At 66.6% G+C, this 14,638-nt stretch carries 17 protein-coding genes; 4 read left to right on the top strand and 13 right to left on the bottom strand.

Annotated elements, in window-relative coordinates:
• Positions 1-36 precede the first annotated feature (36 nt).
• Complete coding sequence (locus ACLQ3I_RS08590; protein WP_425792484.1) at positions 37-477, top strand: rhodanese-like domain-containing protein; 441 nt, start codon at positions 37-39, stop codon at positions 475-477.
• Between the two features lie 142 nt (positions 478-619).
• Here the strand turns inward: ACLQ3I_RS08590 and ACLQ3I_RS08585 are convergent, their stop codons facing one another.
• The 12 genes from ACLQ3I_RS08585 to hpt form a co-directional block, all read right to left on the bottom strand.
• Positions 620-1,429: a type III pantothenate kinase gene (locus ACLQ3I_RS08585; RefSeq protein WP_425801271.1), complete on the bottom strand. Its 810-nt coding sequence runs from the start codon at positions 1,427-1,429 to the stop codon at positions 620-622.
• Between the two features lies 1 nt (position 1,430).
• Positions 1,431-1,856, bottom strand: coding sequence for an aspartate 1-decarboxylase (panD, locus tag ACLQ3I_RS08580; RefSeq protein WP_425801268.1), 426 nt, complete (start codon positions 1,854-1,856; stop codon positions 1,431-1,433).
• Between the two features lie 32 nt (positions 1,857-1,888).
• Positions 1,889-2,806, bottom strand: a complete 918-nt coding sequence (gene panC, locus ACLQ3I_RS08575; protein ID WP_425801266.1) for a pantoate--beta-alanine ligase — start codon at positions 2,804-2,806, stop codon at positions 1,889-1,891.
• Complete coding sequence (locus tag ACLQ3I_RS08570) at positions 2,803-3,774, bottom strand: Rossmann-like and DUF2520 domain-containing protein (RefSeq protein WP_425801924.1); 972 nt, start codon at positions 3,772-3,774, stop codon at positions 2,803-2,805. The genes panC and ACLQ3I_RS08570 overlap by 4 nt, the downstream gene beginning before the upstream one ends.
• Before the next feature lie 320 nt (positions 3,775-4,094).
• Complete coding sequence (locus tag ACLQ3I_RS08565; RefSeq protein ID WP_425801263.1) at positions 4,095-5,357, bottom strand: DUF6779 domain-containing protein; 1,263 nt, start codon at positions 5,355-5,357, stop codon at positions 4,095-4,097.
• Positions 5,358-5,441: 84 nt separating this feature from the next.
• Positions 5,442-5,975 (bottom strand): DUF3180 domain-containing protein, encoded by a 534-nt coding sequence (locus ACLQ3I_RS08560; protein ID WP_425801261.1) that lies wholly within the window; start codon positions 5,973-5,975, stop codon positions 5,442-5,444.
• Entirely contained in the window at positions 5,972-6,499 is a 528-nt protein-coding gene (gene folK, locus ACLQ3I_RS08555) for a 2-amino-4-hydroxy-6-hydroxymethyldihydropteridine diphosphokinase (protein WP_425801258.1), read from the bottom strand. The genes ACLQ3I_RS08560 and folK overlap by 4 nt, the downstream gene beginning before the upstream one ends.
• Positions 6,496-6,870, bottom strand: coding sequence for a dihydroneopterin aldolase (gene folB, locus ACLQ3I_RS08550; RefSeq protein WP_425801256.1), 375 nt, complete (start codon positions 6,868-6,870; stop codon positions 6,496-6,498). The genes folK and folB overlap by 4 nt, the downstream gene beginning before the upstream one ends.
• Positions 6,870-7,793: a dihydropteroate synthase gene (folP, locus tag ACLQ3I_RS08545; RefSeq protein ID WP_425801921.1), complete on the bottom strand. Its 924-nt coding sequence runs from the start codon at positions 7,791-7,793 to the stop codon at positions 6,870-6,872. Before folP ends, folB begins: the two co-directional genes overlap by 1 nt.
• Positions 7,794-7,864: 71 nt before the next feature.
• On the bottom strand, positions 7,865-8,524 hold the full coding sequence (gene folE / locus ACLQ3I_RS08540) for a GTP cyclohydrolase I FolE (RefSeq protein WP_425801919.1): 660 nt from the start codon (positions 8,522-8,524) through the stop codon (positions 7,865-7,867).
• 213 nt (positions 8,525-8,737) lie between these two features.
• Complete coding sequence (ftsH, locus tag ACLQ3I_RS08535; RefSeq protein WP_425792476.1) at positions 8,738-11,089, bottom strand: ATP-dependent zinc metalloprotease FtsH; 2,352 nt, start codon at positions 11,087-11,089, stop codon at positions 8,738-8,740.
• Positions 11,090-11,276: 187 nt separating this feature from the next.
• Positions 11,277-11,855: a hypoxanthine phosphoribosyltransferase gene (gene hpt, locus ACLQ3I_RS08530; protein WP_425792475.1), complete on the bottom strand. Its 579-nt coding sequence runs from the start codon at positions 11,853-11,855 to the stop codon at positions 11,277-11,279.
• 340 nt (positions 11,856-12,195) lie between these two features.
• Between hpt and ACLQ3I_RS08525 the strand changes: the two genes are divergently transcribed.
• Positions 12,196-12,918, top strand: coding sequence for a glycine zipper family protein (locus ACLQ3I_RS08525; protein WP_425801253.1), 723 nt, complete (start codon positions 12,196-12,198; stop codon positions 12,916-12,918).
• 114 nt (positions 12,919-13,032) lie between these two features.
• On the opposite strand, the gene ACLQ3I_RS08520 is transcribed toward ACLQ3I_RS08525, so the two are convergent.
• Entirely contained in the window at positions 13,033-13,269 is a 237-nt protein-coding gene (locus ACLQ3I_RS08520) for a hypothetical protein (protein ID WP_425792474.1), read from the bottom strand.
• A 2-nt stretch (positions 13,270-13,271) separates the two neighbouring features.
• Between ACLQ3I_RS08520 and ACLQ3I_RS08515 the strand changes: the two genes are divergently transcribed.
• Positions 13,272-14,228 carry a hypothetical protein gene (locus ACLQ3I_RS08515; protein ID WP_425801250.1) on the top strand — a complete coding sequence of 319 codons (957 nt, stop codon included), beginning with the start codon at positions 13,272-13,274 and terminating at the stop codon, positions 14,226-14,228.
• A complete protein-coding gene (locus ACLQ3I_RS08510; RefSeq protein ID WP_425801248.1) occupies positions 14,225-14,608 on the top strand; it encodes a hypothetical protein in 384 nt (127 codons plus the stop codon). The genes ACLQ3I_RS08515 and ACLQ3I_RS08510 overlap by 4 nt, the downstream gene beginning before the upstream one ends.
• The last annotated feature ends 30 nt before the right edge of the window (positions 14,609-14,638 follow it).

Here is a 14,638-nt window from a genome sequence, read left to right as displayed (position 1 = left end):
GACCCCCGCTCACCTCGATCACCCTCAGGACCTCTCATGACCGCCGTTCTCGCATCCCTCGATGCCGCCGTTGATTCCTCCCATCCGATCGTCGCAACCTCGACCGACGCTCCCCTGTCGATCCAGTGCGCCGCGTACGCCAAGCATGTCGTCGACGGGGCAACCGCCGTCGACCTACGCAGCCAGCGCAAACGCCAGACCGACGGGGTGCTCACCGGCGCGCTGGCCATCGATCCGACCGACGTTCTCGCACGCCTGACGCCCGGCGATCCGGAGTCGCTGCGCGGTGCCACCACCGACGCGCGCTGGCTACTGGTCAGCGACGACGGGCACGAAGCCGAGTGGCTGGCCTGGCATCTGCAGGCACGTGGCGTCACCGGCGCGGTCTTCGTCGTCGGCGGTTTCCGAGCGTTGCGGCGGGCGCGGGTTGCCGGTCGCTTCAGCGATCAGGAACTCGCCGCCATCTCCGCTCACTGAAACCCGCGGAACTGCGCACGATCGGCGGGAAACTGCGCACGATCGACGGGAAACTGCGCACGATCGGCGGGATGCTGCGCACGATCGACGCGGAACTGGGCCCGATCGGCGGGAATCTGCGCCCGATCGACGGGTGGTGGGGCTAGCGAGCGCGGCCGCGCTGCTGCTTCGACCGCTCGTGGACCAGCCGGAGCCCGTCCAGCGTGAGATAGGGATGGTGGACGGTGAGCGTCTCGCACTCCTCGAACATCAGCGGCGCGAGGTAACCGGTGGCCACCACCGTCACGTCGTCGGAGTCGAAGCCGTCCACGGTATCGCGCACCCGGTCGACGAGGCCGTCCACCTGCCCGGCGAAGCCGTAGAGGATGCCCGATTGCAGCGCCTCCACGGTGTTCTTGCCCAGCACGCTGCGGGGTGGCATCAATTCGACCTTGCGCACCGTGACGGTGTGATCGGACAGCGCCTCGACAGCGAGGTTCACACCCGGCGCGATGGCCCCGCCGAGGAACTCCCCCTTCGCCGAGATCGCATCCACCACCGTTGCCGTCCCGAACGCGACCACGATGACCGGGCCGTCCGGATAATTATGGTGCGCCGCAACACAATTTGCGACGCGATCGGTCCCGACTTCCTTCGGGTTGTCGACGAGTAGCGGAACCCCGGTCCGCACACCCGGTTCCAGAAGCACGTGGTGGTGTCCGTCGCCGTAATAGCGCGGCACCATCACGCGCAGCTCGCGCAGCAACGACGGCACGGTGGACAGCGCGGCGACACCGGTCACCTGCTCCACGTCGGAGCCGAGCAGGCCCCGGAAGAGCAGCGCGAGCTCATCCGACGTCAGATTCGGCTCCGTGTGGATTCGCCAGTCGCGCACCATGGTCGCGTGATCGCCACTGCCGGCGAACACGCCGAGGTGGATGTTGGTGTTCCCGACGTCGACGGTCAGCAGCATGTCAGGCGGGCGCCTGCACGAGTTCGCGCGGATCCCGCAGTCCGGAGCCGTCCGGCACACGCGCCGGATCGGAACCGGATTCGAGAATCCGGTTCCGGTCGTCCACGAAGACCACCGACGGAGAGTACTCGCGCAATTCGGCCTCGTCGAGGATTCCGTAAGCGATTATGATCACCAGATCATCCGGATGAACGAGATGAGCTGCCGCACCATTGATCCCGATGACGCCAGAACCACGTTCACCGGCGATCACATAGGTCTCGAGGCGGGCGCCGTTGTCGATGTCGACGATGGTGACCTGCTCACCCTCGAGCAGGTCCGCGGCATCGAGCAGATCCTGGTCGATCGTCACCGACCCGACGTAATGCAGGTCGGCCTGAGTGACCCGGGCGCGGTGGATCTTCGATTTCATCATGGTGCGGAACATCTGTCGGTTCCCTTCCTGGGTCGATCTCGTGGTCAGTTGACGGTCTGTTCGGGGTCGCGGCCGGCGAATCCGGTGCCGATGGCAACGCCGACGTTGTCGATGAGTCGCGCCGCGCCGATCCGCGCGGCGATCAGCAGGCGGCCGTCGCCGCGTTCCGGCGGTTCCTCGAGCTGCCGGCCGGTGAGCGCCAGATAGTCCACCTCGATACCCGGGTGGGAGTCCAGTACCGACCGTGCCGCAGCGAGTATCGCGTCGCGACCACCGGCCGCGGCATGGGCGCCGGCGAGCAGTGCCGCCGACAACGTGGTGGCGAGCTCTCGTTGGTCGGGATCCAGATAACGGTTGCGCGACGACAACGCGAGGCCGTCGGACTCCCGAACCGTTGGTACGCCGACGATCTCGATGTCCAGATCGAGATCGTCGACCATCTGCTTGATCAGGACCAGCTGCTGATAGTCCTTCTCGCCGAAGAACGCCGCATGCGGTGCCGCGATGTTGAGCAACTTGAGAACCACGGTGAGCATCCCGGCGAAGTGGGTCGGCCGCGCCACCCCGTCGAGGACGGCACCGGCTGGGCCGGGCTGCACCATGGTCCGGCGGCCGTTCGGATACATGCCTGCGGCAGTCGGCGCGAACACCAGCTCCACCCCCAGCGGACGCAGCAGCGCGCAGTCGTCATCGAAGGTGCGCGGGTACGCGTCCAGGTCCTCGTTCTCACCGAACTGCAAGGGATTCACGAAGATCGAGACGATGACGACGGTGTTGCCACGTGACTTGGCGGCTCGGACGAGTTCGAGATGCCCCGCGTGCAGCGCACCCATGGTGGGCACCAGCACCACCCGTTTACCCGCCTGACGCAGCGCCCGGCTCACCCGCTGCAGCGTCGCTGGATCGCGATGCACAGTCAGTTCGCCTGGGGTGTAAGCCTTTTCACTCAGATCAGATGTCATTTCGTCTCCAGCACATCGAGCAGATCGCCCGGGGCGTCGGTGTAACCGGCGGTGCGGCGGGCCAACACGCGATAGGCCTCGGCTATGTCGGTGTCGCCTGCCCGGTCGGCCGGCAGGCCGCGCAGGGCGGCGAGGTGATCGGCGACGGCGGCGGCGTCACCGCGGGCGACCGGGCCGGTCAGCGCGCGCGGTCCGAGTTCGAGCACGTTCTCCAACGCCGCACTCACCAACGGGCCCAGGATGCGCTCCGCAAGGCGGATACCGCTGCCGTCGACGGTCGCGGCGTCGCGCGCGGACTGGCCGTCGGGACCCTCGATGGCCTTGTTGAGTGCGCTGACGGCGTCCGAGATGAGGGTGACCAGGTGGTTGGCGCCGTGCGCCAGCGCGGCGTGGTAGAGGATGCGGTCCGACTCCGCGATGCGCACCGGCTCGCCGCCCATCTCCAGCACCAGGGCCTGCGCGATCGCGTATCCGACCTCGTCGGCAGCGGTGACCGCGAAGGTGGCCTGCCGTAGACGACTGGTGTCCTCGCCGGTCCCGACGAAGGTCATCGCGGGATGGATCGCCAACGGCAGCGCACCGAGTTCGGCCAGCGGCGCCAAGATGCCGATGCCCTTGGCACCGGCGGTGTGCGCCACCAGCGTGTTCGGTCGCAGCGTGTCTGCCCGGGCGACGTCGTCGATCACATCGGCGAGCGTGTCGTCGGGGACGGCGATGACGAGGAGTTCGGAGCGGGCGACCACAGCGGAAAGGTCGAGGATCTCGGATTCGGGCAACCGGTCGGCGACGCGACGACGAGATCCCTCGGACCGCGCGACCACGGCGCCGACCACGTGACCGGCCTGCTCGAGAGCCGCCCCGAGCGCGGTCCCCACACGTCCGGCAGAGATGACACCGACGGTCAGCCGGGCAGGCGCGGGCAGATTGGAGAGACCGGACAGATAGCGCGAATCATCATCGCGACCCATGCCGGGGCCGAGATCATCGCTCGGTGAGGTCACCGCTGTCCTCCGAATTGAAAGTTCCAGTCCCGGCATCGGCTCGGGTACCAGACGTTGCACAGCAAGGTTAGGCCCTGCGAGTGGTCAGGGGCCAACGCCTGTGACAGGCCTCACGGACGCGGTGGGGGCGCAATTCCCTCAGGCGACGGGCGCGGGTGGCTGGATGCTGCGCCCGCTCGACGAGATCCTGCGCCCGCTCGACGGGAAACTGCGCCCGATCGGCGGAGTGCCCGATCGGCGGAGTGCCCGATCGGCGGAGTGGCGGAGCGTGGAGTTACGGGGTGCGTTCAGTCCTCGCGGCGGCGACGGCCACCGCCCGGCGAGCCGGACTGGCGCAGCTGACTCAGCAGCTCGGACACGGGTAGGCCGGCCGAATGGGCGCTGTCGCCGTCGTCATCGTCGCGCCGACGACGCCGTCCCTGCTGCAAGACCGGGCTGCTGCTCTCGCCCGACGACTCGTGCCGGCCCGACGTGGTGAACGCTGCCTCGCCGGTCGTCTCCTCTTCGACGGCCTCGGCCTCGGGCGCGGTGGTCTCGGGCGAAGGTGTCTCGGTCACCAGCGCTTCGGCGGGCGCCGCCTCGGCGACGATGGTCTCCTCCGCGTCGACCGCGACATCGTCGGGGTCGACCGGAGTTCCCGACCGTGCCGCCACCTTCCACTCGTCGGTCGGCGTCTCGTCGACGTACCCGGTGGGTGTCGGCTGGTCCTGAGCAGGCGGTTCCGGCGCGGCGGAGGGGGTCGGCGCGGACGGCGTCGGCGCGGAGGTGGTGAAGAACGACCCGGTCGACGGCGACCGCAGGTCCTCCGGCTCGGCCAACACCGCGTCCTCGACCTGTTCATCGACGGCGTCTTCGGGCACTTCCGTCGCGATCCGGCCCGACATCGGGTCGTCGTCGGTGATCACCGGGATGACCTCGGTCATCTCGTTGGGATCGACGTCGGCGGGCACGTGGCGGCCGGCGCCGGCCGCCGGCGCGGTCGCAGCGAAGTCGCGGGCCGCCAACACACTGTCGTCGGTGCCGAAGCTCTGGCTGTAGGTCGAACTCGTGCTCGGGCGCTCACCGCCGATGCCGGATGCCAGCTCGCGCAACTTCTCGTTCGGCAGGGCGGTCCGTTGCTCGGGGAGCGATTCACCGAGCAGCATCTCCAGGCTCGACCGCAACGCGAGCACCTGCTGCTTGAGCTCGGCGAGTTCCTCGTTGGATTCCGCGCTGACCTCTTTGCGGATGGTGGTCTCGACGTCGAGTTCGTACTGACGGCGCGCAGCGATCTCGCGCTCGAGCTGGAGTTCGTAGACCAGCCGCAGATCCCGGCTCTTCGACTCCGCGGTCTCGGCCTGCCGCCGGAACTTGGTGACCAGGATCGCACCGATCACCGCGGCCCAGAGCGCGGCGATCACCGCGAGCGAACCCGACACGGACAGCTGATCGGTGAAGACCATCAGAATGCTGGCAACCACGGCGAGCACGATGAGCAGACCGAGCAGCCACTGTCCCACCGATCTACCGGATCGTCGTGACTCGGTGGAACGGCCGTTCGAGGTCGTCATGATCGTGAACATACCGCCTGACAGCATCGATGTCGGCGAACCAGGGCGGAGAGTCACCGATTCGCCCTCTGTCGCGAGCGGCGGTCAGGCGGGCCCCGGATGGCCCCCGACCGGGTCGTCGGTCGGATCATCTGGTGCGCGGCAGCAGTACTCGAGCCACAGCGCCGCAGCCACCAGCACCACACCGCCGACGACGCCGACGATCGCGCCGGGCAGGTCGTGATCGGCGGCCGCCAGATCGTGTCGGGTGGCCAGGAAGACCAGCAGACCCGTCCAGACGCCCACCGCGATCGCACCCAGGATGGCCGACGCCTTGGCCAGGGCGAGAACGCGGGCCGCGGTGATCGGGTGCAACTGTCCCCGCGCGCGCCCGACGTCACGCGACGCCACCCGGGCCCGGACGATGAAGGCGATCAGCACCTCGAGGGCCGCCAGGAGGTAGAGCACGATCCCGGCGAGTAGTGGCATCGGCGGGAGGCTGCCGTAGTTGTATCGGACCAGGACGAAGGCCGTCACCGCGACGATGACGGCGATCACCGTCAGATCGCGCAGCCGGGTCGGTCCGAGCCCCGGCTCCTCGTCCTCATCTCGGCGCGGCGGCCGACGTGGCTCGGTCATCGGGGCCTCGCGACCGGCAGCTGCGCCACCGGCACCACTCCGGCGCGTTCGGCCGGGTCGATCCGATCGATCAGGGTCGCCACGGGCTGCACGCCCGCGGGAGTCCACAGGGTGGCGTCGGGTTCGATCGCGAGCCATGGGACCAGGACGAAGGCCCGGTCGGCTGCCCGGGGATGTGGGAGCAGCAGCCGCGGATCGTCGCTGTGCACCACGTCGCCGGCCTCGCTCACGGTGATCACGTCGACGTCGAGCGTCCGCGGGCCCCAGCGGACCTCACGCGTGCGGTCGGCCGCCTCCTCGAGTTCCGCGCCGATCGTCAGCCACTCGTATGGACCGTGCGGCCCCTCGACGATGAGCGTGATGTTGTAGAAGTCCTCCTGCTCGACCCCACCCCACGGCGGCGTCGAATAGACCGGCGACACGGCGACGAGGTCGTCGGCGAACCGCTCGACGACCGAGTTCAGGTGGCCGAGCCGGTCACCGATGTTGGAACCGGCCGACAGCACGGCACGCGTCGCGGTCATCGGGACATGCCCTTCCGGGAGCGCCGCGTCACCACCGCGACGTCGCCGAATTGCAGCGGGATCGGCGCGGACGGCTTGTGGACGGTCACCTCGCACGCCGCGATCCGTTCGTCATCCATGATCGACTCGGCGACCTCGCCGCCGACCGCCTCGATGAGATTCCGCGGTTCGCCTGCGACGATGTCGTGGGCCTTCTGCGCGAGCGCACCGTAGTCGACGGTGTCGTCGAGATCGTCGGTGGTCGCGGCGACGGCGAGGTCGAGCCAGAGCGTGATGTCGAGGATGAATTCCTGACCGTCGCGACGCTCCTGCTCGAAGACGCCGTGATTGCCGCGGACGACGAGTCCCCGCAGTTCGATCCGATCGGCCATCAGTGGCTCACCGCTCCCGTGTCGTCAGCTCCCTGGACTTCGATGTCCTGACCATCGGCCTCGGAGGCATGTGCGGTTCGGCGCTGTGGGCCCGCCCCTCGGCTGCCTCCGCGGCGCCACGCACTCGCCACGGCGACCGCATCGCGACTCTTCTCGACGTCGTGCACCCGCACGGCCCAGGCACCGTCCATCGCGGCCAGCGCCGAGATCGACGCGGTCGCGATCTCCCGGCCCGCAGGTGGACGCAGCTCGCCGTCGTGGGCGAGCAGCCTACCCAGAAACCGTTTACGCGAGGCCCCGACGAGAACTGGGAATCCGAGACCGACAAACGTGGGCAACGCGTGCAGCAGCGCCCAGTTGTGTTCGGCGGTCTTGGCGAATCCGAGGCCGGGGTCGAGGACGATCCGGTTGGGATCGACCCCGGCAGCCACCGCGCTGTCGACCTGCGCCAGCAGTTCACCGGACACCTCGGCCACCACGTCACGGTATCCGCCGACGTCGCCGATACCGTGCGTGAACGCGCTGTCGCGGTTGTCGCGGTCGATGGGCCGCCAGTGCATCAGTATCCAGGGCAGTCCCGCATCCGCGACCACCCGGGCCATGTCGGCGTCGGCGCGTCCGCCGGAGACATCGTTGATCACCGAAGCGCCGGACTCGATGGCCGCCGCCGCGACCGGTGCCCGCATCGTGTCGACCGAGATCGGCACGCCCGCGCCGGCCAGCCCGGCGATCACCGGCGCCACCCGCTTGGCCTCGTCGTCGGGGTCCACCCGACTGGCGCCCGGCCGCGTCGATTCACCGCCGATGTCGATCAGGTCGGCTCCCTGCGCGATCAGTTCGTGCCCGTGCGCGATGGCCGCGTCGTGGTCGAGGTAACGGCCACCGTCGGAAAACGAATCGGCCGTCACATTGATGACGCCCATGACGAGGGTGCGGTCGGCCGGCGAGAGCACGCAGTCCCGTTGTTCTGACGGCATCGGTCGGCGAACCGCGCTCAGGTCCGCGAGATCAGGTCGAGGGCCTCACCGCGGGAGACCGCACTCGTCTTGAACAAGCCGCGCACCGCGGAGGTGGTGGTGGTGGCGCCGGGCTTGCGGATGCCGCGCATGGCCATGCACAGATGCTCGGCCTCGATGATGACGATCACCCCGCGCGGATCCAGACGCTTCACGATCGCGTCGGCGATCTGACTGGTCAGCCGTTCCTGCACCTGCGGGCGCTTGGCGTACAGATCCACCAGTCGGGCGAGTTTCGACAGCCCGGTGACCTGGCCGGACACCCCCGGGATGTAGCCGACATGTGCCACACCGTGGAACGACACCAGATGGTGCTCGCACGTCGAGTACAGCGCGATGTCCTTGACCAGGACGAGCTCGTCGTGGTCCTCGTCGAACATGGTGCCCAGCACCTCGCTGGGATCGGTGTAGAGCCCGGCGAACATCTCCCGATACGCGTTGGCGACGCGCTTCGGCGTGCGCTGCAGACCTTCTCGGCTCGGGTCCTCGCCGACCGCGATCAACAGCTCGTGGATCGCGGCCTCGGCCCGCTCCTGGTCGAAGTGCCTGCCCTGTGGCGTCGTGAGTTCGCTCCCGGCGCCGCTCGAATACGGCCCGCTCGCTTCGCCCCCGGCGCCGGCGTGATTCGGCCCGCTCACTTCGCTCCCGGCGCCGCTCGAATTCGGCCCGCTCGCTTCGCTCCCGGCGCCGTTGACATTCGGCCCGCTCACTTCGCTCCCGGCGCCGGCACCGTCTACTCCGTCGCGATCGTTCACGCGGGCGTCCTGATGTTCACTGACCGTCATCGTTCATCTGATCCGTTCTACGAACGTGTGTACGGGGCGGCCGACCGGGTTCGGCCGGCGCCCTGGTCAACTGCCGGGATTCTCGGGATGTCCGTGGCGACCGGAACCATTCGTTCCATTGCCATTCGTTCCATTGCCATTCGATCCGCCACCGTTGGTGCCCGACCCGTTGGGCCCGCCCGGCGACGGTGTGGAGTCTTGCGGGGGCCACCCCGGCGCCGACCAGTCGCGCGGAGCGCCGTAGTCGGGTCGGGTGCCGTGGGTCGGCTGCCCCGGATAGCCCTGCTGCCCCGGGTGGCCACTCTGCTGGCCCGGATAGCCTCCGCCGCCGTACTGCTGCGGACCGGGCGCCGACTGCGGCGGGTAGGCGGGCGGATATGCCTGTCCCGGAGTCGGATTCGGATAACCCGAACCCGGCTGTCCCGCACCGGTGCCGGCGCCGACGGGCTCGGGGACGGGCTCCGGGGTGACCGGCTCGGGCGGCCATGGCTCGCCCCGCTCGATCGCGAGCTCGCCCGGTGTCTTGACCGGCGGCTTGTCACTCGGCGTACGGTCACCGAACTCGTTGAACGTGGTGATCCGCGGACGCTTCTCGACGCCGGAGAAGATCTTCTCCAGATCCTTACGGGTCAACGTCTCCCGCTCGAGGAGTTCGGTCGCCAGCACGTCGAGGGTGTCGCGGTACTCCGCGAGGATCGCCCACGCCTCGGTGTGCGCGGCCTCGATCAGCCGGCGCACCTCGTCGTCGATCTCGCTGGCGATCTCGGCCGAATACGAGGCCTGGTTGCCCATCGAACGCCCCAGGAAGGGGTCACCTTGTTCCTGTCCGTAGTGGACCGCGCCCAGCTTGGCGCTCATGCCGTACTCGGTGACCATGGCCCGCGCGATCTTGGTGGCCTGGTCGATGTCCGACGACGCGCCCGTGGTCGGCTCGTGGAACACCAGTTCCTCGGCCGCCCGGCCGCCCATCGCCATCACCAGGCGCGCGATCATCTCCGACCGCGTCATCAGGTCCTTGTCCTGTTCCGGCACCGCGAGTGCGTGACCGCCGGTCCGCCCGCGGGCGAGGATGGTGACCTTGTAGATCGGGTCGAGGTCGGGCATCGCCCACGCGGCGAGGGTGTGGCCACCCTCGTGGTAGGCGACGGTCTTCTTCTCGTGTTCGCTGATGATCCGGCTCTTGCGGCGTGGTCCGCCGATCACCCGGTCCACTGCCTCTTCGAGCATCTCGGCGGTGATGGTGTTCTTGTTCTCGCGGGCCGCGAGCAGGGCCGCCTCGTTGACCACGTTGGCCAGATCGGCACCGGACATGCCCGGCGTGCGCTTGGCCAGACCGTTGAGGTCGGCGTCGGAATCGATCGGCTTGCCCTGAGCATGCACCTTGAGGATGGCGCGACGACCCGCGATGTCGGGGTTGCCGATCGGGATCTGGCGATCGAAACGACCGGGACGCAGCAGCGCGGGATCGAGGATGTCGGGGCGGTTGGTCGCCGCGATCAGGATCACGCCGGAGCGGTCACCGAAGCCATCCATCTCCACCAGCAACTGGTTCAGGGTCTGCTCGCGCTCGTCGTGCCCGCCGCCGAGGCCGGCACCGCGCTGGCGGCCGACCGCGTCGATCTCGTCGACGAAGATGATGCAGGGGCTGTTGTTCTTGGCCTGCTCGAAGAGGTCACGCACGCGGGATGCACCGACACCGACGAACATCTCGACGAAGTCGGACCCGGAGATGGTGAAGAACGGCACGCCTGCCTCACCGGCGACGGCGCGCGCGAGCAGGGTCTTACCGGTACCGGGCGGACCGTAGAGCAGCACGCCCTTGGGGATCTTGGCTCCCAGCGCCTGGTAGCGCGCCGGGTTCTGTAGGAAGTCCTTGATCTCGTAGAGCTCTTCGACGGCCTCGTCGGCACCGGCGACGTCGGAGAAGGTGGTCTTCGGCATGTCCTTGGTGAGCTGCTTGGCCTTGGACTTGCCGAAGCCCATCACCCCGCCCTTGCCGCCACCCTGCATGCGGTTCATCACGAAGAAGAACAGGCCGAACAGCAGGATCATCGGAAGGATGAAGATGAGGATCTGCCACAGCGCCGACTGCTGACTGACGTTGGTCTGATAGGGCGCACCCGTGGTGGTGACCGAGTCGAAAACCTGCTCACCGGCCGACGCGGGGTACTTGGCGCTGATCTTGGTGACGTCGTCGCCGTCGACCTTGATGGGATTCTTCAGTTCGATCCGCAGGGTCTGTTCGCGGTCGTCGATGTCGATCCGGTCGGTGTTCTTGACGTTGAGCTGGGTCAACGCGACCGAGGTGTCCACAGACTTGTACTCACGACCCGAGTCACGCATCACGCTCCAGCCCCACAGGGCGAGCACGATGAGCGCCACGATGGCGAGGTTGCGGAAGACTGACTTTCGGTTCATGCCTGTTGGTGGTGGTGGGGCTCGGCTTGTGTCCAGCCCGCGCCTTCCCACTGTCCTTCCCGGTCGACGTCGTGGACAGCCTCAGGTGTCTTCTGTCTGACTGTCCGTATTAGAGGCTACCGGTCAACGAACAGCCAGGGAAAACCGTTCCGTGCCACGCCGGTGGCATCTCGTCCCTGGTAGGACGTCAGTTCTGGTACACCGACGGCCGGAGCCGGCCGATGTAGGAGAGATCGCGGTAGCGCTCGGCGTAATCCAGCCCGTATCCGACGACGAATTCGTTGGCGATGTCGAACCCGACGTCGGCGACGTTCACCGGCGAGCGCACCGCTTCCGGCTTGCGCAGCAGGGTGCAGACCTCGAGCGACTTCGGGTTCCGGGTGGCCAGGTTCTTCATCAGCCACGAGAGCGTGAGCCCGGAGTCGATGATGTCCTCGACGATCAGGACGTCGCGGCCGGCGATGTCGCGGTCGAGGTCTTTGAGAATCCGCACCACACCGGACGACGAGGTGGCCGAGCCGTAACTCGACACCGCCATGAACTCCAACTGCGACGGGATGGGTAGCGCCCGCGCGAAGTCGGTCATGAACATGATCGCGCCCTTGAGCACGCCGATCAGGACCAGGTCCTCGTCGATGTCGGCGTATCGCGAGGCCACCGATTCGGCGAGTTCCGTGGTGCGTTGCTTGATCTGTTCCTCGGTGATGAGGACCGCTTCGATGTCGTCGCCGTACGGGTCTGTGCCGCTGAGACTTGGGGACTGCACGCCTCTAGCTTGTCATGCCAGGCGTGAGCTGCGTCAGCGACCACGTGGCCCGGCGCCCGTCGGAACGTCGGCGATCGCGTCGTAACGGTGTAGGGCGTTCGTACGACATCCCGCGAGAGGACGGTGTGTCGCCGATCACACTCAGATCACGAATGGCAACATTTCTTCACACGCGACACATTTTTCTCCTGAAATGACCGCGAATTTGTGAAGGTGAACTGTCCGCAGAGAAAAGCGATTAAAGGGGGCCTAGTCCTTTGTTCTGCGAACGAAATTCACCAGTGCTGACCATTTCCCCAGGCTCGTGTCGACGGAGCCGATCACGCGAAAGACATCCCCTATGTTCACAGCCCGGCGCACCGGCGCTACCCGGCGACACACACGCCTCCATCTCACCGTTCTGGCAACGATTTCCCTTGCAACCGCATTGATTACGGCCTTCGCCGGATCGGTACAGGCGGCACCGGCGCACGCTGCGCCCACCACGTACGACGTCGCGGTCGGAGCGGGCTCATTCAGCCTCACCGTGCACAACGGATCTATCAGCACCAATTCCGGCGCGCTCGTCATTCGCAATTCCGCCGGCGCCGAAAAGTTCCGGATGCCGCTGGCATATCGCAAGGAATATCAGCAATTCCCCATCGACGCGAGGACCGTTGGAAATACCGCGACGCTGATACCGTCTCGAAATGTTGCGCGGTCGACGCCGGTGAATCCGGTGGAGGTGGAGGCTCTGCGGGTCGCCGCGGCCAACCAGGTTGACGCACCCCGAACGAAACAGGAACGAGATGATCAGGCGCTCGCGCGGTTCAACCAGATGGCTTCCGCCGGGCTGACCATTTCCTCCCTGGTCGGGATCGTGCTCGGTGCAGTTGTTGGCGGAATCCTTGGCTGCATCCCGGGGCTGGCTTTGGCCGGCGTCGGATGCATTCCAGGCTTCCTGACGGGCGCATCGATCGGTTCTGTCGCCGGCCTGATCCTCGGAGGCGGAGGCTCCGTCATCGGCGCAGGCATCCAGTACTTCAACACCATCAACTCGCCGTTCGTCCCACCGCGGCGTTAGAGAACCACCCACCCCGACGGTCCGCCTCAGTGTTCGACGAGGCGGGCCGTCACTCTGTCTCCGATTCGGTAGCAGCAATCCGCACCTGGCGCGGATTGCTGCTACAAATCCGGTTCACCGCGGCACCCGGTCATGGCGTGGATCGGGCTCGGGGAGGATCTGTCCGCCTTCACCCTCATCGGCCTGGCGCTCGGCAGCGGCGCCTGCCCACTCCAGTCCCGAACCGTTGCACCGCAGCCGAACAGGACAGACCATCGAGGGAGCGCGTTCGGAGTCGTCGGTCCGCTGATGGTCTCCAGAACGCCGGCGCCCGCGGTGAGCAGTCATTTCCTCGATCGACAAGTCTGTCATTCATGCCAGTAAAGCCGTTAGATTCCTTCTGCAATGTTCTGGATTCTCGGGTCGCCACCCGCATGGCACCCACCCAACTATCGGGAGACTTGGTGAGACTTTTCCGCGCCATACTTGTGTCACTCATATTGGCTTGTGGTCTGGCAATCCCGAGTGGATTCGTCAGTTCAATCGCCGCTGCCGCGCCGAATTGCGCCACACTGAACAGCCGGATTCAATCGCTGAACACCGAGGCTCAGGGTTATCAACAACGTGTTGATGCACACAACGCCAAGGTTGCTCAGCTGAATGCACAACGATCTTCAGTTGATCGACGAAATTCGGCGGCTGTGGCTGCGTGGAACGCCTCACGGCAACAACTGCTCAACGAGGAGTACGCGCTCCAAACCCAAGGAGCACAGGGCCAACGAGCAGCCTATGCCCTGAAAGAAGAAGCTCGCCAATGCGGCACGGAGGGTTCGACGAAGCCGCCGACGTTCACGCCGCCGTCCGGTCTGGCTCCCGCCCCGGACCCGTCGCGGGAGCCACAGCAACCGGCACCGCCACGCAGGAAGGCGCCGAGCCCGCCGAGCCAGCGGAACTATCCCGAACCTCCGGCGAACTGGCAGTCGAACTGGTCGAAGGGGAAACTCGGCAATACCCGGGCAAACGCACTCACGCACTATGAGAACCATGGTCATGAATTCCGCGGCATCACCTCGCCGGAGCAGTACGCTGCCGCAGCGAACAGTTTCTTGAAGAATCCTCCTCCAGGTACATTCCGGTTCTTCCGATCGAATGGCGATGTATTGCTGTACAACTCTGGTACCAACACATTCCTGTCGGCAATGGGTTCAGGTCAGATCAAGACAATGTTCAAGCCAAACGATCATCTCGACTACTGGCTGAAGCAACTAAAAGGATCCCCGGGAGCCTTACCCGGTATCATCAGCGGCAATATCGCGGATGTACTCGGATGACCAAGAAGATGGGTGTTGTGAACGACGACGAGTTGATGGTTCTCGACCTCACGAGTGCGGAGCGAGACTTCCTCTTCCATGGCCTGATCGAGTGGGGCGGTCCGGGAAGGATGACGGACGCATTGGCAATAGTCATCGGCTTCGATGACGCCGAGGACTTCCGCTCATCCAAGGGCACTCTGGCAGATGCGATTGTGGAAGGTCGGGGACTCAGCCCACATAATTGGCGGCGTGCACTTGCCGCCGCAGAAATCTGCTTCGCGAGTGACACCCTGGGGGTGGGCTTGGAGTGGGAGGACGTCGGCGTCACCTCAGATGAGGAGACGTTCGAGGCGATGCGGTCCGTACAGATCAAAATCACGATGCACGGCATCGGGTAGCCGTTGCTCCAGAACCGATTTTGTAGCAGC

This window comes from Gordonia sp. DT101 (genome assembly GCF_049844895.1).
Lineage (GTDB): Bacteria > Actinomycetota > Actinomycetes > Mycobacteriales > Mycobacteriaceae > Gordonia.
This window is presented reverse-complemented; position numbering and strand designations above follow the sequence as displayed.